The sequence below is a fragment of the Arabiibacter massiliensis genome (genome assembly GCF_902386925.1).
Classification (GTDB): Bacteria; Actinomycetota; Coriobacteriia; order Coriobacteriales; family Eggerthellaceae; genus Arabiibacter; species Arabiibacter massiliensis.
Genome location: NZ_LR698996.1, coordinates 1817746 through 1834832 on the forward strand (window position 1 = coordinate 1817746; position 17087 = coordinate 1834832).

At 67.1% G+C, this 17087-nt stretch carries 14 protein-coding genes; 6 read left to right on the forward strand and 8 right to left on the reverse strand.

The annotated features are described in order from the left end of the window. Positions 1–201 precede the first annotated feature (201 nt). The 4 genes from FX134_RS07800 (at position 202) to FX134_RS07815 (ending at position 4934) form a co-directional block, all read left to right on the forward strand. Entirely contained in the window at positions 202–2670 is a 2469-nt protein-coding gene (locus FX134_RS07800) for a DMSO/selenate family reductase complex A subunit (protein WP_080800059.1), read from the forward strand. A gap of 15 nt (positions 2671–2685) precedes the next feature. Then, positions 2686–3327: a DMSO/selenate family reductase complex B subunit gene (locus FX134_RS07805; RefSeq protein WP_080800062.1), complete on the forward strand. Its 642-nt coding sequence runs from the start codon at positions 2686–2688 to the stop codon at positions 3325–3327. 132 nt (positions 3328–3459) lie between these two features. Beyond that, positions 3460–4083 (forward strand): 4Fe-4S dicluster domain-containing protein, encoded by a 624-nt coding sequence (locus FX134_RS07810; protein ID WP_080800065.1) that lies wholly within the window; start codon positions 3460–3462, stop codon positions 4081–4083. Next, positions 4080–4934, forward strand: a complete 855-nt coding sequence (locus FX134_RS07815; RefSeq protein ID WP_080800067.1) for a dimethyl sulfoxide reductase anchor subunit family protein — start codon at positions 4080–4082, stop codon at positions 4932–4934. The genes FX134_RS07810 and FX134_RS07815 overlap by 4 nt, the downstream gene beginning before the upstream one ends. Before the next feature lie 339 nt (positions 4935–5273). Here the strand turns inward: FX134_RS07815 and FX134_RS07820 are convergent, their stop codons facing one another. Then, positions 5274–5753: a MogA/MoaB family molybdenum cofactor biosynthesis protein gene (locus tag FX134_RS07820; RefSeq protein WP_080800070.1), complete on the reverse strand. Its 480-nt coding sequence runs from the start codon at positions 5751–5753 to the stop codon at positions 5274–5276. Further along, positions 5753–7009, reverse strand: a complete 1257-nt coding sequence (locus tag FX134_RS07825) for a molybdopterin molybdotransferase MoeA (protein ID WP_080800073.1) — start codon at positions 7007–7009, stop codon at positions 5753–5755. Before FX134_RS07825 ends, FX134_RS07820 begins: the two co-directional genes overlap by 1 nt. A 155-nt stretch (positions 7010–7164) precedes the next feature. Between FX134_RS07825 and FX134_RS07830 the strand changes: the two genes are divergently transcribed. Continuing rightward, positions 7165–7734, forward strand: coding sequence for a gamma carbonic anhydrase family protein (locus FX134_RS07830; RefSeq protein ID WP_080800075.1), 570 nt, complete (start codon positions 7165–7167; stop codon positions 7732–7734). A 63-nt stretch (positions 7735–7797) separates the two neighbouring features. Here the strand turns inward: FX134_RS07830 and eno are convergent, their stop codons facing one another. The 3 genes from eno to FX134_RS07845 all read right to left on the reverse strand — a co-directional run bounded on the left by eno (position 7798) and on the right by FX134_RS07845 (position 11531). Continuing rightward, the gene (eno, locus tag FX134_RS07835) at positions 7798–9090 is read right to left on the reverse strand and encodes a phosphopyruvate hydratase (protein WP_080800078.1); all 1293 of its coding nucleotides are present in this window, start codon (positions 9088–9090) and stop codon (positions 7798–7800) included. A 180-nt stretch (positions 9091–9270) separates the two neighbouring features. Beyond that, entirely contained in the window at positions 9271–10677 is a 1407-nt protein-coding gene (locus FX134_RS07840) for an ATP-binding protein (RefSeq protein WP_080800081.1), read from the reverse strand. A 107-nt stretch (positions 10678–10784) separates the two neighbouring features. Further along, entirely contained in the window at positions 10785–11531 is a 747-nt protein-coding gene (locus tag FX134_RS07845) for a LytR/AlgR family response regulator transcription factor (protein WP_080800084.1), read from the reverse strand. 197 nt (positions 11532–11728) lie between these two features. Between FX134_RS07845 and FX134_RS07850 the strand changes: the two genes are divergently transcribed. Then, positions 11729–12793 (forward strand): PTS transporter subunit IIC, encoded by a 1065-nt coding sequence (locus tag FX134_RS07850; RefSeq protein ID WP_080800087.1) that lies wholly within the window; start codon positions 11729–11731, stop codon positions 12791–12793. Positions 12794–12894: 101 nt separating this feature from the next. Here FX134_RS07850 and FX134_RS07855 read toward each other — a convergent pair whose 3' ends face one another. The 3 genes from FX134_RS07855 to FX134_RS07865 form a co-directional block, all read right to left on the reverse strand. Further along, positions 12895–14415, reverse strand: coding sequence for an IMP dehydrogenase (locus FX134_RS07855; RefSeq protein WP_080800089.1), 1521 nt, complete (start codon positions 14413–14415; stop codon positions 12895–12897). A 213-nt stretch (positions 14416–14628) separates the two neighbouring features. After that, positions 14629–16164 carry a helix-turn-helix transcriptional regulator gene (locus tag FX134_RS07860; RefSeq protein WP_087881550.1) on the reverse strand — a complete coding sequence of 512 codons (1536 nt, stop codon included), beginning with the start codon at positions 16162–16164 and terminating at the stop codon, positions 14629–14631. Positions 16165–16222: 58 nt separating this feature from the next. Continuing rightward, positions 16223–16948 (reverse strand): TorD/DmsD family molecular chaperone, encoded by a 726-nt coding sequence (locus FX134_RS07865; RefSeq protein ID WP_172623420.1) that lies wholly within the window; start codon positions 16946–16948, stop codon positions 16223–16225. Between the last annotated feature and the right edge of the window lie 139 nt (positions 16949–17087).

Sequence of the window (17087 nt, forward strand, 5' to 3'; positions counted from 1 at the left end):
CCCTCCCTTCCCTGCCGAATTCCGCTGCGAGCATGGTAGCATAGTCGTCGCGCGCTCCTCGGCCTCTCGCGGCTGCGAATCGCTATGCGGTATTCGCCGACCTGGGGTTTCGCCCTTAAATCACATGCCGGGTGTGATTCCCTAGCACAGCGCTTCCGGTATGTTGGATGGCGTGGAGCAACCGAAACGAAGGAGGGAACCATGGCTTTGAACGAATCCGCGCTCTCGCGCCGCACGTTCGTCAAGGGCTCGCTCGCGGGCCTCGCGCTGGCCGGAGCCGCCGGCTCGACCGCGCTGTACGGCTGCGCGCCCAAGGGCGAAGAGGGCTCCGGCGCTGCGGGAGGCGCCGCCGAGGGCACGCCCGCCCCGGCCGACCAGATCGCCTGGAGCCAGTGCAACGTCAACTGCGGCGGCAACTGCATCTTCCAGTGGCATTCCCGCGACGGCAAGATCGCCTACATGGAGTCCGACAACACGGGCGACGACGACCTGCAGGCCCGCGCCTGCCTGCGCGGCCGCTCGATGCGCCGCTGGATCAACCACCCCGACCGCCTCATGCACCCCATGAAGCGCGTCGGCAAGCGCGGCGAGGGCAAGTTCGAGCAGATCAGCTGGGACGAGGCCATCGACACCATCGCCAGCGAGCTCAAACGCGTCATCGACACCTACGGCAACGAGGCCGTCTACGTGAACTACGCCACCGGCATGTACTCGTGCACCGGCAAGCAGCCCGGCCTGCGCCTCCTCGGCCTGCTCGGCGGCTACGTGAACCAGGCGTACGACTACTCAACGCACATGCTGCAGGCCATCATGCCGTTCATGTACGGCAGCGACAAAGAGAAGGGCAGCGTCTTCAGCCCCTACGACGCCGTGAACGCCTCGTCGTTCTCCGAGGCCGAGCGCGCCTCCGACCTCGTGGTCATGTTCGGCAACTCCCCCGCGGAAACCCGCATGGGCGGTGCGAACGCCGTGTGGGACTTCGCGAAGGTGCGCGAGGCCGTGGAGGGGCGCGGCGGCAAGATCGTCAACATCGACTACCGCCTGAACGAGTCAGCCTCGGGCCATCCGGACGAGTGGCTGCCCATCCGCACGGGCACCGACGCAGCCCTATGCTCGGCTATCGCGCATGAATGGATAACGAACGGCCAGGTGGACAAGGAGTTCCTGGACACGTACTGCGTGGGCTACGACGACGACACCATGCCCGAGTCCGCCAAGGGACAGAACAAGTCCTACAAGGACTACATCATGGGCACCGGCTACGACATGGTGGAGAAGACCCCCGAGTGGGCCGCCCCCATCACGCAGATCCCAGCCGAGAAGATCCGCCAGCTAGCCGCCGACATCGCGGCCGCCGAGGCGCCCTTCGTCGTGCAGGGCTGGGGCCCGCAGCGCCACACCAACGGCGAGGACGCCACGCGCGCCATCTGCATGCTGCCCATCCTCATCGGCAAGATCGGCCTGCCCGGCACCAACACCGGACAGCGCGAGGCTGAGCCGCCCACCTACCTGGTCGGCAGCCTGCCGTTCCAGAACCCGGTGAAGACGGCCATCCCCGTGTACCAGTGGGCGAACGCCGTCGATCACGGCAAGGACATGACCGCCACTAACGCCGGCGTCATCGGCACGGACAAGCTGAAGAGCGACATCAAGTTCATCTGGAACTACGCGGGCAACTGCCTGACCAACCAGCACGGAGACATCAACCGCACGCACGAGATCCTGGCGGACGAGTCCAAGTGCGAGTTCATCCTGGTGTGGGACACCGTGATGACCGACTCTGCCAAGTACGCCGACATCCTGCTGCCCGACGCCATGCGCTCCGAGCAGCTGAACATGCAGACGCAGGGCTACTCCGAGTTCTACACGGCCGTCGTGGTGGGCGGCCCGGCCCAGGAGCCGCCGGGCGAGTGCCGCACCAGCTACGACGTGTGCGCCGACATCGCCGACAAGTTCGGCATGAAGGACGCCTTCACCGAGGGCAAGACGCAGGAGGACTGGATCAAGGAGCTCTACGAGGCGGGCGCGGCAGCCGACGGCGACATGCCCAGCTGGGACGAGATCAGGGAGCAGGGCGTGTACAAGCGCGCGCTCGAGCCGTGCATCGGCCTGGAGGCCTTCCGCGCCGACCCTGCGAAGAACCCGCTCGGCACCCCGTCGGGCAAGATCGAGATCTACTCCGAGCAGCTGGCCGAGATCGCGGCCACGTGGGAGCTCGACGAGGGCGACGTCATCAACCCCATCCCCGTATTCACGCCCGGCTTCCAGGGCTACGGCGCCGTGACCGAGGAGTTCCCGCTGTACTGCGCCGGCTTCCACCACAAGAGCCGCACCCACTCGTCGTTCGGCTTCATCGAGGAGCTCGAGCAGGTGGCGCGCCAGCAGCTGTGGATCAACCCGATGGACGCCGAGCCGCGCAGCATCAAGGACGGCGACACGGTATCGGTGAAGAGCCCCGCGGGCGAGGTGCGCATCGAGGCTAAGGTCACGCCGCGCATCATCCCCGGCACCGTCGGAATCCCGCAGGGCGCGTGGCACAAGGCCGACATGGCCGGCGACCGCGTGGACGAGGGCGCGTGCGTCAACACGCTCACCACCTACAAGCCCTCGCCCTACGCGAAGGGCAACGGCAACGCGCATTCCATCATCGTTCAAGTGGCCAAGGCGTAAGGGAGGGAGGACGACATGACCCAGTACGGATTCTACTTCGATAGCACCCGCTGCACGGGCTGCCGCACCTGCGAGATGGCGTGCAAGGACTACAAGGACCTGCCGCAGACCATGGCCTTCCGCCGCGTGTACGACTACGAGGGCGGCGGCTGGACGGATGCCGGCGAGGGCGCCTACACCTCCGACGCGTTCGCCTACCATGTGTCGCTGGGGTGCCAGCACTGCGCGATGCCGGCATGCATGGCCAAGTGCCCCTCGGGTGCCATCGTGAAGGACACCGAGACGGGCCTGGTGGCCATCGACGAGGAGAAGTGCACAGGTGCCGGCATGTGCGTCGCCACCTGCCCCTACAACGTGCCCGTCCTCGACACGGAGGCGAAGAAGGGCCTGAAATGCGACGGGTGCGCCGAGCGCGTGGCCGAGGGGCTCAACCCCGTCTGCGTGGAGGCGTGCCCCCTGCGCGCGCTCGAGTTCGGCGACATCGAGGAGCTGCGCGCCAAGCACGCGGGCACCGTGGCCGGCATCGCGCCGATGCCCTCGCCCGACGAGACGACGCCGTCCATCGCCATCCTGCCGTGCCCGGCGGCGAAGGAGCCCGGCGACACGACCGGGGCCATCGCCAACGAGAAAGAGGTGACGGACGTTCCCGCCGCCTAGGCGAACGACCGCACGGACCCTCCCCTTCGGCGCTCAGGCCGCCGCGCTCAGGCGCGGCGGCCGCGCCGTGTATAATGGCCTCCCACCAACCGAGCGCGGGACGCGGGGCCCGCGACGAAAGCGACGATCAGCATGCCACGGGGTTTCTTCTTCGACAACACGCGTTGCACCGGGTGCCGCACCTGCGCCATGGCCTGCAAGGATTACCACGACCACGGCACCGACATCTCGTTTCGCATGGTCATCGACTACGAGGGCGGCGGCTGGACGCGCACCTCGGAGGGCTCGCTTGCGCAGGACGCGTACGCGTACCACGTCTCGCTCGCCTGCAACCACTGCAACAACCCCGTGTGCACGCAGGTGTGCCCCACCGGCGCCATGCACAAGGACGAGCTGGGGCTCGTGTGGCCCGACGCGCGCAAGTGCATCGGCTGCGGCTACTGCACGATGGCCTGCCCCTACCACGCGCCGCACATCGACGCGCACCTCAAGCGCTCGAGCAAGTGCGACGGCTGCCGCGAGCGCGTGGCGCAAGACGAGCGGCCCGTGTGCGTGGAGGCGTGCCCGCTGCGCGCGCTCGACTTCGGCCTGGCGTCCGAGCTGCAGGAGCGGCATCCGCACGCGGTGCGCTCCGTGATGCCGCTGCCCGACGAGGACGCGACGAACCCGAATCTGTACATCCTGCCCTCCCCTGCGGCCCTGCGCGCGGCGGACGGCGGCGGGCACATCGTCAACCGCAAGGAGATGGGCTTATGACCAGCGGATTCGATGCGCTCTCGCTTGCGGTGTTCACCTCGCTTGCGCCCGGCGGCGTGGTGGCGTTCATCGCCCTCGCCCTCGCGCGGATCGGCGCGCGCAACCCCGAGGCGGCCGTGCGGCTCGACCGCATGATCGCGCTGCCGTTCGCCGTGGTGCTGACGGGCTTCATCGCCTCGGCCACCCACCTCGGCACGCCGGCGAACGCACTGCACGTGTTCTCGGGCATCGGCCGCTCGCCGCTTTCCAACGAGGTGCTGGCGGCCGTGGCGTTCCTGTTCCTGGCGGGGTCGTACTGGATGGCGGCGTTCAAGGAGCGCTTCCCGGACGCCGTGGCCAAGCCGTGGCTTGTGCTGGCGTGCGCGGCGGGCGTGGCGCTGGTGGCGTGCACGTCGGTGGCGTACACGGTGAGCACGGTTCCCACCTGGGATTCTCCGTACACGCCGGCAGATCTCGTGCTGTCGGCGGCGCTGACGGGACCCGTGCTGGCCCTGCTGTTCCTGGAGCTGGCCCATGCGCGGCTCCGGCCCCTCGAGGGGACGCTGCTCGCGCTTGCGGCCGCCTCGCTCGCCGCCGGAACCGTCGTGCTCGGGATGCACGAGGCCAGCCTCGGAGGAATCGCGAACAACGAGTTCTCCGCGAGCTCGCTCGTCCCGGACTACGGCGCGGTCGTGGCGCTGCATCTCGCGCTGGGCGCGGCCGGCATTGCCGCGGCGGCCTGGTCGCTGCGGCGCGGGCAGGCGGAGCGGCTCACCCTCATTCTGCGCGTGGCCGCCTGCGTCCTCGTCCTGGCCGCCGTGTTCGCCACCCGCATCGAGTTCTACCACCTGCACATGACCGTGGGGTTTTAAGAGAAGACGGCACGCGAAACGACCCGTGCCGCACGTTTTTTGCCCCCTGTGCGAGCTGTTCGATGCGGCTAACTCGCGGAAGGACACCTCCGGCGATGCGCGACCAGGCATTATGCGCGCGCCGCACGCCGAATTGCAAGTTACCCTCGGGAAACAGCTCGCACAGGCGACGATTTTGTGCATTGTCATCCTGAGCGGAGCGAACGAAGTGAGCGAAGCCGAAGGATCCCGTGCGGCGTTAGCTGGAAGCGTCACGGCTGTCGCCGCAGGGGGTCCTTCGACTCGCTTCGCTCGCTCAGGATGACAGCGGGGGGCGCTTCGTTCGCTCAGACAACCTGCTCAGTGGCCGCCGCCGGCCATCATCTTGGCGGCGTGCGGGATCACGCCGACGACGCCGTCCCAGTTCTCGCGGGCGGCCTTTTCGCTGCCGGGCAGGTTGATGACCAGGTGGCGCCCTCGCTGCATGCACACCGCGCGCGAGAGCATGGCGTAGGGCGTGATGGCCAGCGAGTGCGCACGCATGGCCTCGGCGATGCCCGGCACGTTGCGCTGGCACGCGTCCATCGTGGCCTCGGGCGTCACGTCGCGCAGCGACAGTCCGCTTCCGCCGCAGGTGAGCACCACGTCCACATCCATCTCGTCGCAGGCGCGCACGATGGCCGACGCGATGAACGGCCGCTCGTCGGGCACCACGACGTGGCTTTTGCACTCCCAGCCGTTCTCGGCGATGAGCGCCTCAAGCGCCGCGCCCGCCGTGTCCTCCTTCATCCCGCGCGTGTCGGAGCACGTGATGATGGCGAAGGTGATCTTCTGGTCCATTAGAGCACTACCTCCTCGTTGACGTCGAGCAAAACGCATTCCACGAGCGAGCCGGCCGTGCGCGACTCGAGGCCCTCGGGCAGCACCACCATGCAGTTGCTGCGCTGGATGGGCCCGAACAAGCCCGAGCTCTGGTTCTTCGCTGGCGTCGCCACGTAAGCGCCGTCGGCGTCCTTGGAAAGCGTCGAGCGCAGGAAGATGCGACGCGGGTCCTTCTTCTTGGCGTCGTGCGCGAGCCGGGCCTTGACCACCGGGCGCTCGAAGCGGGAGAAGCCCTGCATCTTGCGCAGCGCCGGGCGCACGATCATCTCGAAGCCCACGTAGGCGGCCGCCGGGTTGCCGGGCAGGCCGAACACGGGCGTGCCATCCACCAGGCCGAACGTCTGCGCCTTGCCGGGACGCATGTTCACCGTAGTCATCAGCAGCTGCCCCAGCTCCTCCACCACCGGCTTGATGAAATCGAAGTCGCCGTTGGACGCGCCGCCGCTCGTCACCACGAAATCGTAGTCGGCCGCCGCCGCGCGCACCGCGGCCGCGAGCGCCTCGTGCGTGTCCTCCACGATGGGCAGCACGACGGGCACCCCGCCGGCGGCCTGGACGCACGCGGCCAGCGCGTAGCTGTTGGAGTTGCGGATCTTGCCGGGGCCGGGCACCTCGGTGGGAGGGACGAGCTCCGAGCCGATGGCGATCACGGCCACGCGCGGCTTGCGGTGCGTCGGCACCTCCACGATGCCGCAGCCCGCCAGAAACCCGACGCCGGCCGTGCCGATCACCTCGCCGCACCCGACCACCACCTCGCCGGCCCGCGCCTCCTCGCCGGCATCGCGCACATTGGAGCGCACGGCGGTGGGGGCGGCGAAGGCCACGCGGCTGCCCGCCTTGCCGTCGCCGGTCACCACGTCCACGATCTCGTACTTCACCACGGAGTCTGCGGCGTCGGGCACGGGCGCGCCCGTCATGATGCGCACGCACTGGCCGGCTTCGATGGAACCCTCGAACACGTCGCCCGCCGCGATCTCGGCCACCACGTCCAGCTCAACCGGCGCGTCGGCGCTTGCCTGGGCGATCTCCTCGGCGCGCAGCGCGAAGCCGTCCATGGCCGAGTGGGCGAACGGCGCGATGTCGATGTCGCTTCGCAGGTCGGCGGCCGCCACGCGTCCCACGGCCTCCAGCACCGGCACGGTTTCCGCAGGCAGCGCCTTCACCTGCGCCAACACGAGCGCGCGCGCCTCTTCGAGCGAGATCATCTCCGGCATGCCCTCCCCTTTCGCGAAGGCGCTCGGCCGAGCCGCCGCGCCGTTGTCGTTGTCAGTCGCGGTCTATTATAGCGTTTCAAGAATGATTCATGAGCACGATTCCGCGAGCGCGGACCTGCCCGTATAATGGAGGGGATCGGACGAAAGGAACGGCCATGGCGATACCCGTGCTCGAACGTAACTGCTACCACCAGGTGAAGGCGCACCCCTCCGCACTCGTGTCGCCGCACGCCAGCATCATGGGGGACGTGACGCTCGGCCGCGACGCCACGGTGCTCGACGGGGCGCGCCTGCGCGGCGACGACGCCCCTATCACTATCGGCGACGAGACGAACCTCCAGGAGAACGTCGTCGTCCATGCCGATGTCGGCGACCCCGTCGTGGTGGGCAACCATGTGACCGTCGGGCACCGCGCCATCCTGCACGGCTGCGCGATCGGCGACAACACCCTCGTCGGCATGGGGTCCATCGTGATGAACCGGGCGGTCGTGGGATCGAACAGCCTGGTCGCAGCCGGCGCGATCGTGACCGAGGACAAGCAGTTCCCCGACGGATGCCTGATCATGGGCGTGCCCGCGCGCATCGCGCGCATGCTCTCCGAGGACGAGATCGCCCTCATGTGCGTCGAGCCGGCCGACGAGTACCTCGTCGTGCGCGCCGCCCTGCACGAGGAAGGCCTGCTCGCGCACCCCGAGCCCGGTCAGCGGGTGTTCCCGGAGCGGTAAGCGCCGCGGGGCCGCCCATACGGACGGCCCCGCGACAAGCAGGCTTTCGTTTTGCGGCTTGTTCTAGCGCTTGATGTTGTAGAACGCGCTCATGCCGGCGTAGACGGCGGCGGAGTCGAGCTCCTCCTCGATGCGGAGCAGCTGGTTGTACTTCGCCACGCGATCGCTTCGGCAGGGAGCGCCGGTCTTGATCTGGCCGGTGTTCACGGCCACAGCCAGGTCGGCGATGGTAGTGTCCTCGGTTTCGCCGGAGCGGTGGCTCATGACGCAGGCGTAGCCGGCCTGCTTCGCCATCTCGATGGCCTCGAGCGTCTCGGTGAGGCTGCCGATCTGGTTCACCTTGATGAGGATGGCGTTCGCGCAGCCCATCTCGATGCCCTTGGCCAGGCGCTTGGAGTTCGTGACGAACAGGTCGTCGCCCACCAGCTGCACGCGGTCGCCAATGCGCTCGGTGAGGGCCTTCCAGCCGTCCCAGTCCTCCTCGGCCATGCCGTCCTCGAGCGAGATGATGGGGTACTTGTTCACGAGCGCTTCCCAGTAGTCCACCATCTCGGCGCTCGTGAGCTCGCGGCCCTCGCCGGCCAGCACGTACTTCTGCTTCTCGGCGTCGTAGAACTCGGTCGAGGCCGGGTCCATGGCGAACATGATGTCCGTGCCGGGCTTGTAACCGGCGGCCTCGCATGCCTTCGTCACGTATTCCAGCGGCTCCTCATTCGTCTTGAAGTTGGGGGCGAAGCCGCCCTCGTCGCCCACGCCGCCGCCGAGGCCGGCGTCGTGCAGCACCTTCTTCAGCGTGTGGTAGATCTCGGCGCACCAGCGCAGCGCCTCGGCGAACGAGTCGGCGCCCACCGGCATGATCATGAACTCCTGGAAGTCCACGTTGTTGTCGGCATGCACGCCGCCGTTCAGGATGTTCATCATGGGCGTGGGCAGAAGGTGCGCGTTCGCGCCGCCCACGTACTTGTACAGCGGCAGCTCGGCCGACTCGGCCGCAGCCTTCGCGCAGGCCAGCGACGCGCCGAGGATGGCGTTCGCGCCCAGGGCGCCCTTGTTGTCGGTGCCGTCCACCTCAAGCATGATGTCGTCGATGGTGCGCTGGTCGTCGGCCTCGAGGCCGATGAGCGCCTCGGCGATTTCCTCGTTCACATGGGCCACCGCGTCGAGCGTGCCCTTGCCGAGGTAGCGGCCCTTGTCGCAGTCGCGCAGCTCCACGGCCTCGAACGCGCCGGTCGACGCGCCCGACGGCACGGCAGCGCGGCCGAACGCCCCGTCCTCGAGCACGACCTCCACTTCCACGGTCGGGTTGCCGCGCGAGTCCAGGATCTCGCGACCGAACACATCGATGATGACGCTCATGAATGCCTCCTCGTAGTTTTAGCAATCCACCCCGCCGGGCCTTCCGGCGAAGCCTGACCTCACGGGCAATCATAGCACGTCGGAAGCGCAATCCCCCATTCTGCGAGCGTTTCCCACAACAACGAAGGCGAACGGTAAAGAGGGGAGGCGCTCAAGTTGCGACGCGCTTGGACCGCTTTTCTACAACCCCATCTCATCCAAGCTCACTAACGTCGCGCCCATCGCGTTCGCTCGGTCGCGGCACGCTTCAGTGAAGCCCGTCTTCGAAAACGCGAACAGCAGGCGCCTGTCCGCGGGAATCAACCGAGTGCGGTGCTCCAAGGTTTCAAGCACGTCCGCATCCACAGGCTTCTCGCGCCATTTGCACTCGGCGAACAGCACCTCCCCCTCGTCGCAAAGGGCGACGATGTCGATCTCGGCCTGTTCGCGGCGGGCGGGGTCGTTCCCCCACCAGCGGCCGATGTCCAAGATGAGCGGCACGCGGGATGCGCCCATCTCGCGAAGGAGCCACTGCCTGCACACGTCCTCGAACGTCGGGCCGAGATACGTGGACAAGTGGCGCTCCTCGATGAGACGCGCAATCTCCTCGTGACGGCCGGCCTGCAAGGGGGTTGCGTATTGCGGCACGAAGCGATACCAGAAACGGAACAGGTTGTCGGCTATGCGATAGCGCACCTTTTTGCGGTTCGCATCCACGACGGGCTGCTCCTTGCGAACCACTCCCAACTCGATCAGGCTTTTCAAATATCCCGTGACCGCCGCCGTCTCGACGCCCGCAGCATCGGCGATTTCGGACGGCCTTCCTATGCCCGTGGCCACCGCCCGCGTGATGGCGTTGTACATCGCCGGATCGCGTAGCTCCTGCTGCAAGTACGAGTCGGGTTCCCCGTACAGGAACGAATCGACCCGCAGCACGTTTTCCGCCATGTTCCTTTCTAGCGTCGCGGACGCGTCGCATTGCTCCAAGTAGAGCGGAACGCCGCCCACCATGCCGTACCACGCCACGACGTCCTCCGCGGAAAGGCCCTCAAGCAGCTTCGCCGAGTCGAACACATCGAACGGCTCGACCTTGATCTGGGCGGTTCTCCGCCCATAGAGCGGGCTCTGGTAGCCCAGCACCTGGTGCTCCATGAAGCTCATGGACGAGCCGCAAAGGACGAGGAAGAGCCCGCTCGCTTCCTTCTCTTCGTCGATTTTCGCTTGCAGGAGCGACGAGACCGGGCGATAGCTTTGTGCCAGATAAGGGTATTCGTCGATCACGAAGACGAGGCGGCGGATGCGCGCGATTCGAAACACGTGATCGAATGCCGCGTCGAACGACTCGAACACCGGAGCTGGAGCGTCGAGCGCCGCAATGTCGCCAGCCTGCAAGAAATCGGCAAGAGCCTTGCTGAGCGCGACGAGGTTCTCCCTGGCGCTCGATTCCCGCGCGGTGAACACAATGGCCGGTTTTCCCTCTATGAACTTGTTGATAAGGCTCGTCTTGCCTACGCGCCTGCGCCCGTAGATGACGGGCATCTGGAACGCGCCCGTTTCATATAGTTGCTCGAGCGTTCGAAGCTCGCGCTCTCTTCCGACAAAAGGCATGCGCCCTTCTTTCCTTCGCGTCCTTTTAGGAAAGTATACTTTATGAAGTTACGATTTAGCAAATTACGATTTTGCTACCGTTGAACGCACGCGCGCGGGCCGCGGCGCTACAGGCAGGCGCGCAGGTGCGACAGGAACCGCTCCTTCACTTCGCGGCGGCGACCGCGGCTCAGGGGCACGGCCTCGCCGGAGGACAGGCGCACGGCGTCGGGCTCGAGCTGCTCGACGCAGGTCATGTTGACGATGAAGCTCTTGTGGCACTGGGCGAACGAGCCGGGCAGCAGCGCGGCCAGAGCGCCGAGCGCGGCGTAGCTCTCCAGCACCGTGCCGTCCACCAGGTAGATGCGCACTTTGCGGCGGTCGCTCTCGATGTAGCTGATCCTCTGAGGCGGCACCTTCACCAGGCGGCTGCCCACCGTCACCCCGATGGCCGCGCCGCGGTCGCGCTCGATGGCCTGCAGCGCCTTGTCGAGCGCGTCGTTGAAATCAGGCTCAGCGACGGGCTTCGTGAGGAAGTAGACGTGCTCCGTCCGGTACACCTTCGTGCAGAATTCTGGGTAGCCGGTCACGTAGATCACCTGAGTACCGCAGCCGGCCGGGAAGAGCTCCGCCACGATGTCGATGCCGGTACGCTCCTCGCCCTCGAAGCGGATGTCCATGAACACGACGTCGAGCGCCGGCTCGCCCGGCTTGACGGGTGCCGCCGCGCGACGCGCGAGTTCGGCAACGCTCGTGAAACGCTCGATCGCGAGCCGATCCGCCTGCGGGTGGCGGCGGGCCATCCGCTCGAGCAGGTCCGCCTGCTCGTCATCATCTTCCACTATTGCCACGCTCAAGGGAACGCCTGCCAGCATGCCGTCTCCGAATCCATCCGCTACTTGCTTGCCGACGTGCCATTATATCAACCAATGCTGGAAGCTGGGCGCGAATCGGCGGCGCGAGCGCGCCCAGCGGCGGATTCGACCGCGCACGGCATGCGAGCTGCGGTGCTGGCCGCGCTTCGGGTAGCATGGGGGCCGTTCATCCAACAGCCGCGCTCGGGGGGAGCCTCATGTCAGAACACGCCGTTTCCGCCTTCCTTAAACGGAAGGACATCGAGATCTCGTTTCAGCGCTACGCCATCGACGCGCTGTCGGCCATGGCGCAGGGCTTGTTCGCGTCGCTGCTCATCGGCACCATCCTCACCACGGTAGGCGATTTGTCGCACGTGGCGTTCTTCAACCAAATTGGCGACTTCGCCAAGAGCGTGGCGGGGCCGGCCATGGCCATCGCCATCGGCTACGCGCTGCGCACCCCGCCCCTCGTGCTGTTCTCGCTCGCGGCCGTGGGCTTCGCAGCCAACGCGGCGGGCGGCGCGGGCGGGCCCTTGGCCGTGCTCGTCATTGCTATCGTTGCCTCCGAGCTGGGCAAAGCGGTGTCGAAGGAGACGAAGGTGGACATCATCGTCACGCCGGCCGTCACCGTGGCGGGCGGCTGCGGGCTGGCGCTGGCCGTGGCTCCGTGGATCGGGGCGCTCGCGTCGTCGGTGGGCGGGTTCATCATGTGGGCGACCGAGCTGCAGCCGCTGTTCATGGGTATCATCGTGTCGGTGGTCATCGGCATCGCGCTCACGCTGCCCATTTCGTCGGCGGCCATCTGCGCGGCCCTGGGGCTCACGGGGCTGGCCGGCGGCGCGGCGCTCGCGGGATGCTGCGCGCAGATGGTGGGCTTCGCCGTGATGAGCTTCCGCGAGAACCGCTGGGGCGGCCTCTTGTCCCAGGGCCTGGGCACGTCGATGCTGCAGATGGGCAACATCATGAAGCGGCCCGTCATCTGGCTGCCGCCCATCATCGCCTCGGCCGTCACCGGGCCTATCGCCACCTGCGTATTCGTGCTGCAGCAGAACGGCCCGGCCGTGGCCTCGGGCATGGGCACGTGCGGGCTGGTGGGCCCCATCGGCGTATACACCGGCTGGGTGGCCCAGGCGGCCGCCGGTGGGCCGGCCGCGGGTGCCTTCGAGTGGATCGGCCTCGTGCTGGTGTGCTTCGTGCTGCCTGCGGTGCTGACCTGGGCCATCGCCGCCGCCATGCGCAAGGCTGGCCTCATCCGCGAAGGCGATCTGAAGCTGGAGGATTAGCGGCCCCGAACGCGCGTGTGGCCCGCCGTGTTCGGTCGGGGACCGAGGCCGGCGGGCCACACGCTGTTGTGAAGAACTTCCCGGAGGGGGGAAGGTCTTGCCTAGTGGATGGTGTTGCTCACGTAGGGGGTCTTGTCCTTGAGCACCACGTCGTGCGCGCCGCCCTCCACGATGGACGTGGACGACACCACGGTGAGCTTCGCCTTCTCCTGCAACTCGGGGATGGTCAAAGCGCCGCAGTTGCACATCGTGGACTTCACCTTGGACAACGTGAGGTCGACGTTGTCCTTGAGCGAGCCGGCGTAGGGCACATACGAGTCCACGCCCTCCTCGAACGACATGCCCTTCTTGTCGCCGCCCAGGTCGTAGCGCTGCCAGTTGCGGGCGCGCGCCGAGCCCTCGCCCCAGTACTCCTTCATGTAGGAGCCGTTGATGTTCACCTTGTTCGTGGGGCTCTCGTCGAAGCGGGCGAAGTAGCGGCCCAGCATGACGAAGTCGGCGCCCATGGCCAGCGCGAGCGTGATGTGATGGTCATACACGATGCCGCCATCGGAGCACAGCGGGATGTACACGCCCGTCTCCTCGAAGTATTCGTCGCGGGCGCGCGCCACCTCGATGGTGGCCGTGGCCTGGCCGCGGCCGATGCCCTTCTGCTCGCGCGTGATGCAGATGGAGCCGCCGCCGATGCCGATCTTGATGAAGTCGGCGCCCGCGTCGGCCAAAAAGCGGAAGCCCTCGGCGTCCACCACGTTGCCCGCGCCCACCTTCACCGAGTCGCCGTAGTGCTCGCGGACCCACTCGATGGTGAGCTTCTGCCAATCGGAATAGCCCTCGGACGAGTCGATGCACAGCACGTCGGCACCGGCCGCCACCAGCGCCGGCACGCGCTCGGCGTAGTCGCGCGTGTTGATGCCCGCGCCCACCATGTAGCGCTTGTGCGCATCGAGCATCTCGTTGGGGTTGGACTTGTGCGAGTCGTAGTCCTTGCGGAACACCATGTACATGAGGTTGTCGTCATCGTCCACCACGGGCAGCGAGTTCAGCTTGTTGTCCCAGATGATGTCGTTGGCCACCTTCAGGCTGGTGTCGGCCGGCGCCACGATCAGGCTCTCGCGCGGCGTCATGAAGCTGGACACCTTCTCGTCCATCGACATGCGCGACAGGCGGTAGTCGCGCCCGGTCACGATGCCCACGAGCCTGCCGTGCGCCGAGCCGTCGGCCGTGACGGGCATGGTGGAGTGGCCGTGCTTCTCCTTGAGCGCCACCACGTCGGCCAGCGTCATCTCGGGCGAGAGGTTGGCGTCGCTCTCCACGAACCCGGCCTTGTAGTCCTTCACGCGCGCCACCATGGCCGCCTGCTTCTCGACGGTCTGCGAGCCGAACACGAACGACAGGCCGCCCTCGGTGGCCAGCGCGATGGCCATGCCGTCGTCGGACACGGCCTGCATGATGGCCGATACCATGGGGATGTTCAGCGAGATGGTGGGCTCTTCGCCGCGCTTGTATTTCACGAGCGGCGTCTTCAGGCTGACGTCGGCGGGAATGCACTGGGACGACGAATACCCCGGCACGAGCAGATACTCGTTGAACGTGCGGGACGGCTCGTCGAAATAGTAGGCCATGAACTCCTCCATCTGCGGTCGGCGGTGCGCGGTGCGCGGCGGGCTCGCATAGCAGGCGGGCCGTCACGCACCCGTTACTCAGGTGTTGCTCGCTATTATAGCCACGCGCGGCCCGGGAACGCGAGGATTCCCAGGGATTATGGAGAAAAACATGCGCAGGGGGCGGGGCGCGCAGGGAACGCCCGCAATCGAGCTGATACCCTATCAGGACGCTCAGCTTCGACTTCGAACGTACTCCCGCACGCGCTCGGCGAGCTCTTGCCGGGAATGGACGCCGAGCTTCGCGTAGATGTTGCGCGTGTGGGCCCGCGTCGTGTACAGCGACACCGTGAGCTCATCCGAGATGGACTGCGAACCGAAACCGCGGGCCAGCAGCACGAAGACCTCCTTCTCACGCTCGGTGAGTTGGGCCTCGTCGCCCAGCTGGAGGCAGAGCCGCTTCCAACGGCCCTTGCGCGACGGGCCGTCGCCATCGCCATCAGCCGCCGCGCGCTCCGCCTCGTCGTCGCCCTCCTCCATCGGGGAGGCCCCGGGCTCGTCCTCGTCGGGAATCGGCAGGAGCATGCGATCGACCTGCTTCTCGGGGAATATGAAGAACACGGCGACGGCCGCGGCGAACAGCAGCACGAACACGACGGCGGAAAGAGGCGCATCCCCCATCCTCCAATCGGCGCCGAGCGCGCCCAAGGCGTTGCCGACGGTCACTCCCGCGGCGATGACGGCGCGGCCGAGGCACACCACGAGGATGGCCGAAGCTTTCGACTGGTATACCACGTACGAGAACATATACCACATGACCGCATCGAACAGCTGGAAGGCGACGCCGGACAGCACCACGGCCGCAGCCGCGGTGTCGGGGAAGAAATACGACACGAGCAGCGAGAAGATGAGCGCGAGCGCCATTGGGTAGAACAGGTGCCCGAAGTTGAGGTCGGCCGCCCTCACGGCGACGACCACGGCGACCGCTGCGAAGAGGACGACCGTGGCGAACGCGGTGATGCTGCCGTCGACCGCCAGCTGAGTGGGCGACACAGACATCTGATGCGTTCCCCGGCTGAAATTCGCCGCGACGCTCAAAATGCCCACGACCACGAGGAACCGCCCGAACGATTTGACGGGCTTGAGACGCTGACTCTCCTGAACGGCGGGCACGACGCGCTTGAGGCACCCGACGACGAAGCAGGCTGCCGAAAGCAGCGGCAGCGCCACGAAGCACGCCGCATCCACAGGTCCCGGAAGCCCCAGCACCATGAACTGCATGAGGGCCGCGAGCAACTCGCACTGCAGGATGATGCGCAGCGCCTGCCGGGGACGGATCGCGCACAGCAAGAGGCCTGCGTTCAGGCTGAGCGCGGCCGTGCCGACGCCGGTGAGCACGCTGCCCGCATAGAACGCCGCCTGCGAATACAGGTACTCCGGCCCCGCCGCTATCACAAGCACGCACCCGCACGAAGCCGCGATGCCTCCCGCCAGCACGAACCATGGCCGGCTGGCCAGCACAGCCACGCGTTTCGCGAAGGCGGCGAAAGCAAGCAGGATGAGGGCATGGGCCGCCGTCGAAGCGAAGAACATGTCGGACACAACCCAGGCCGTCTCCTCCACGTTCTCAACCCAGACGGAGCTCGTGTAGGCCACCCCGAACCAGGCGACCCAGAACGCGAACCCGAAGTACTTCAAAAGCGGCAACGCGTCGTCGAGCAGTGCAAGCAGCCCGGCCAACGCGCCCCTCGGCCCACCGGTATCCGTCATAAGCCCCTCCGACCAGCACGCGGCCCCCAGCCGCGTTCCCTCTCCCGACGAAGCTATCCTAGCACAAGACCTCGGACGCTTCGCGCATGAGGCCCTCGTCCAGGCGCACGAAACCGCGCGTCAGCTTGGAGACGCCGCGGTAGAAGCGCGTGCGGGCGCACGCGTCCAAGCAATCGCAAAAGGCATCGATCCAGTTCAGCAGATGATCGAGATGGAACGAGCGCTGCATCCGCAGGGCCTCGGCGGCGTCTTCGGCCCGGCCGGATCGCAGGGCCTGGGCCAATCGGTCGGCCTGGGCGGCCATGAACTCGAACTCGAAGCTCAAATGATCCTCCGGCGTGCGCAGCCCCTCGTCCACGGCCACCCGCGCCTCGCAGAAACGCCGGTACACATCGTCGCGCGCCTCCTGCATGAGCAGCCCCGTCTCGGACATGAACACGCTCTCGTAGGGCGTGGCGCGCCGCTCCTCATAGGATCCCGCGGCCAGGATGGCGCCGGCGAAGTCGGCCGCAAGCTCCTGGCGCGTGCCGCCGTCTCGATGCCTCAGGCTTGCCGCCAGGTCGGCGTATCCTTGCTGCATGAGCTCGTCATCGATGCCCGTGCCCGTCAGGTCGGCCTCGGCCAAGCGGTCAATCCCCTCCTGGTCGAGCTCCTTGAAGTACAGCGACGACAGCATCCGGTAAAACGCCGCCCGTGCTTCGGCCTCTTGCGCAAGCGACAGGCGCATGCCCTCATCCAGCCCCGACGCCCCTCGCCTCTCGTTCGCCACGATGCGATCATCCATGTTCCCCGTCCCTTCTCTCGTCTGCGGTCGCCCCATTCTAGGCTGGCGCGGGCAAGAGGCGCATCGAACGTTTCGCTCTATCTTGCCGTGCGGCCAGGCTCGGACTAGTCACCGATTGACTAGAGCGCGCTCTCCCCAT

Bases quoted from the DNA above. Each gene is read 5' to 3' on its own strand.
- FX134_RS07800 (WP_080800059.1), top strand. From the start codon at position 202: ATGGCTTTGAACGAATCCGCGCTCTCGCGCCGCACGTTCGTCAAGGGC.
- FX134_RS07805 (WP_080800062.1), top strand. From the start codon at position 2,686: ATGACCCAGTACGGATTCTACTTCGATAGCACCCGCTGCACGGGCTGC.
- FX134_RS07810 (WP_080800065.1), top strand. From the start codon at position 3,460: ATGCCACGGGGTTTCTTCTTCGACAACACGCGTTGCACCGGGTGCCGC.
- FX134_RS07815 (WP_080800067.1), top strand. From the start codon at position 4,080: ATGACCAGCGGATTCGATGCGCTCTCGCTTGCGGTGTTCACCTCGCTT.
- FX134_RS07820 (WP_080800070.1), bottom strand. From the start codon at position 5,753: ATGGACCAGAAGATCACCTTCGCCATCATCACGTGCTCCGACACGCGC.
- FX134_RS07825 (WP_080800073.1), bottom strand. From the start codon at position 7,009: ATGCCGGAGATGATCTCGCTCGAAGAGGCGCGCGCGCTCGTGTTGGCG.
- FX134_RS07830 (WP_080800075.1), top strand. From the start codon at position 7,165: ATGGCGATACCCGTGCTCGAACGTAACTGCTACCACCAGGTGAAGGCG.
- eno (WP_080800078.1), bottom strand. From the start codon at position 9,090: ATGAGCGTCATCATCGATGTGTTCGGTCGCGAGATCCTGGACTCGCGC.
- FX134_RS07840 (WP_080800081.1), bottom strand. From the start codon at position 10,677: ATGCCTTTTGTCGGAAGAGAGCGCGAGCTTCGAACGCTCGAGCAACTA.
- FX134_RS07845 (WP_080800084.1), bottom strand. From the start codon at position 11,531: ATGCTGGCAGGCGTTCCCTTGAGCGTGGCAATAGTGGAAGATGATGAC.
- FX134_RS07850 (WP_080800087.1), top strand. From the start codon at position 11,729: ATGTCAGAACACGCCGTTTCCGCCTTCCTTAAACGGAAGGACATCGAG.
- FX134_RS07855 (WP_080800089.1), bottom strand. From the start codon at position 14,415: ATGGCCTACTATTTCGACGAGCCGTCCCGCACGTTCAACGAGTATCTG.
- FX134_RS07860 (WP_087881550.1), bottom strand. From the start codon at position 16,164: ATGACGGATACCGGTGGGCCGAGGGGCGCGTTGGCCGGGCTGCTTGCA.
- FX134_RS07865 (WP_172623420.1), bottom strand. From the start codon at position 16,948: ATGGATGATCGCATCGTGGCGAACGAGAGGCGAGGGGCGTCGGGGCTG.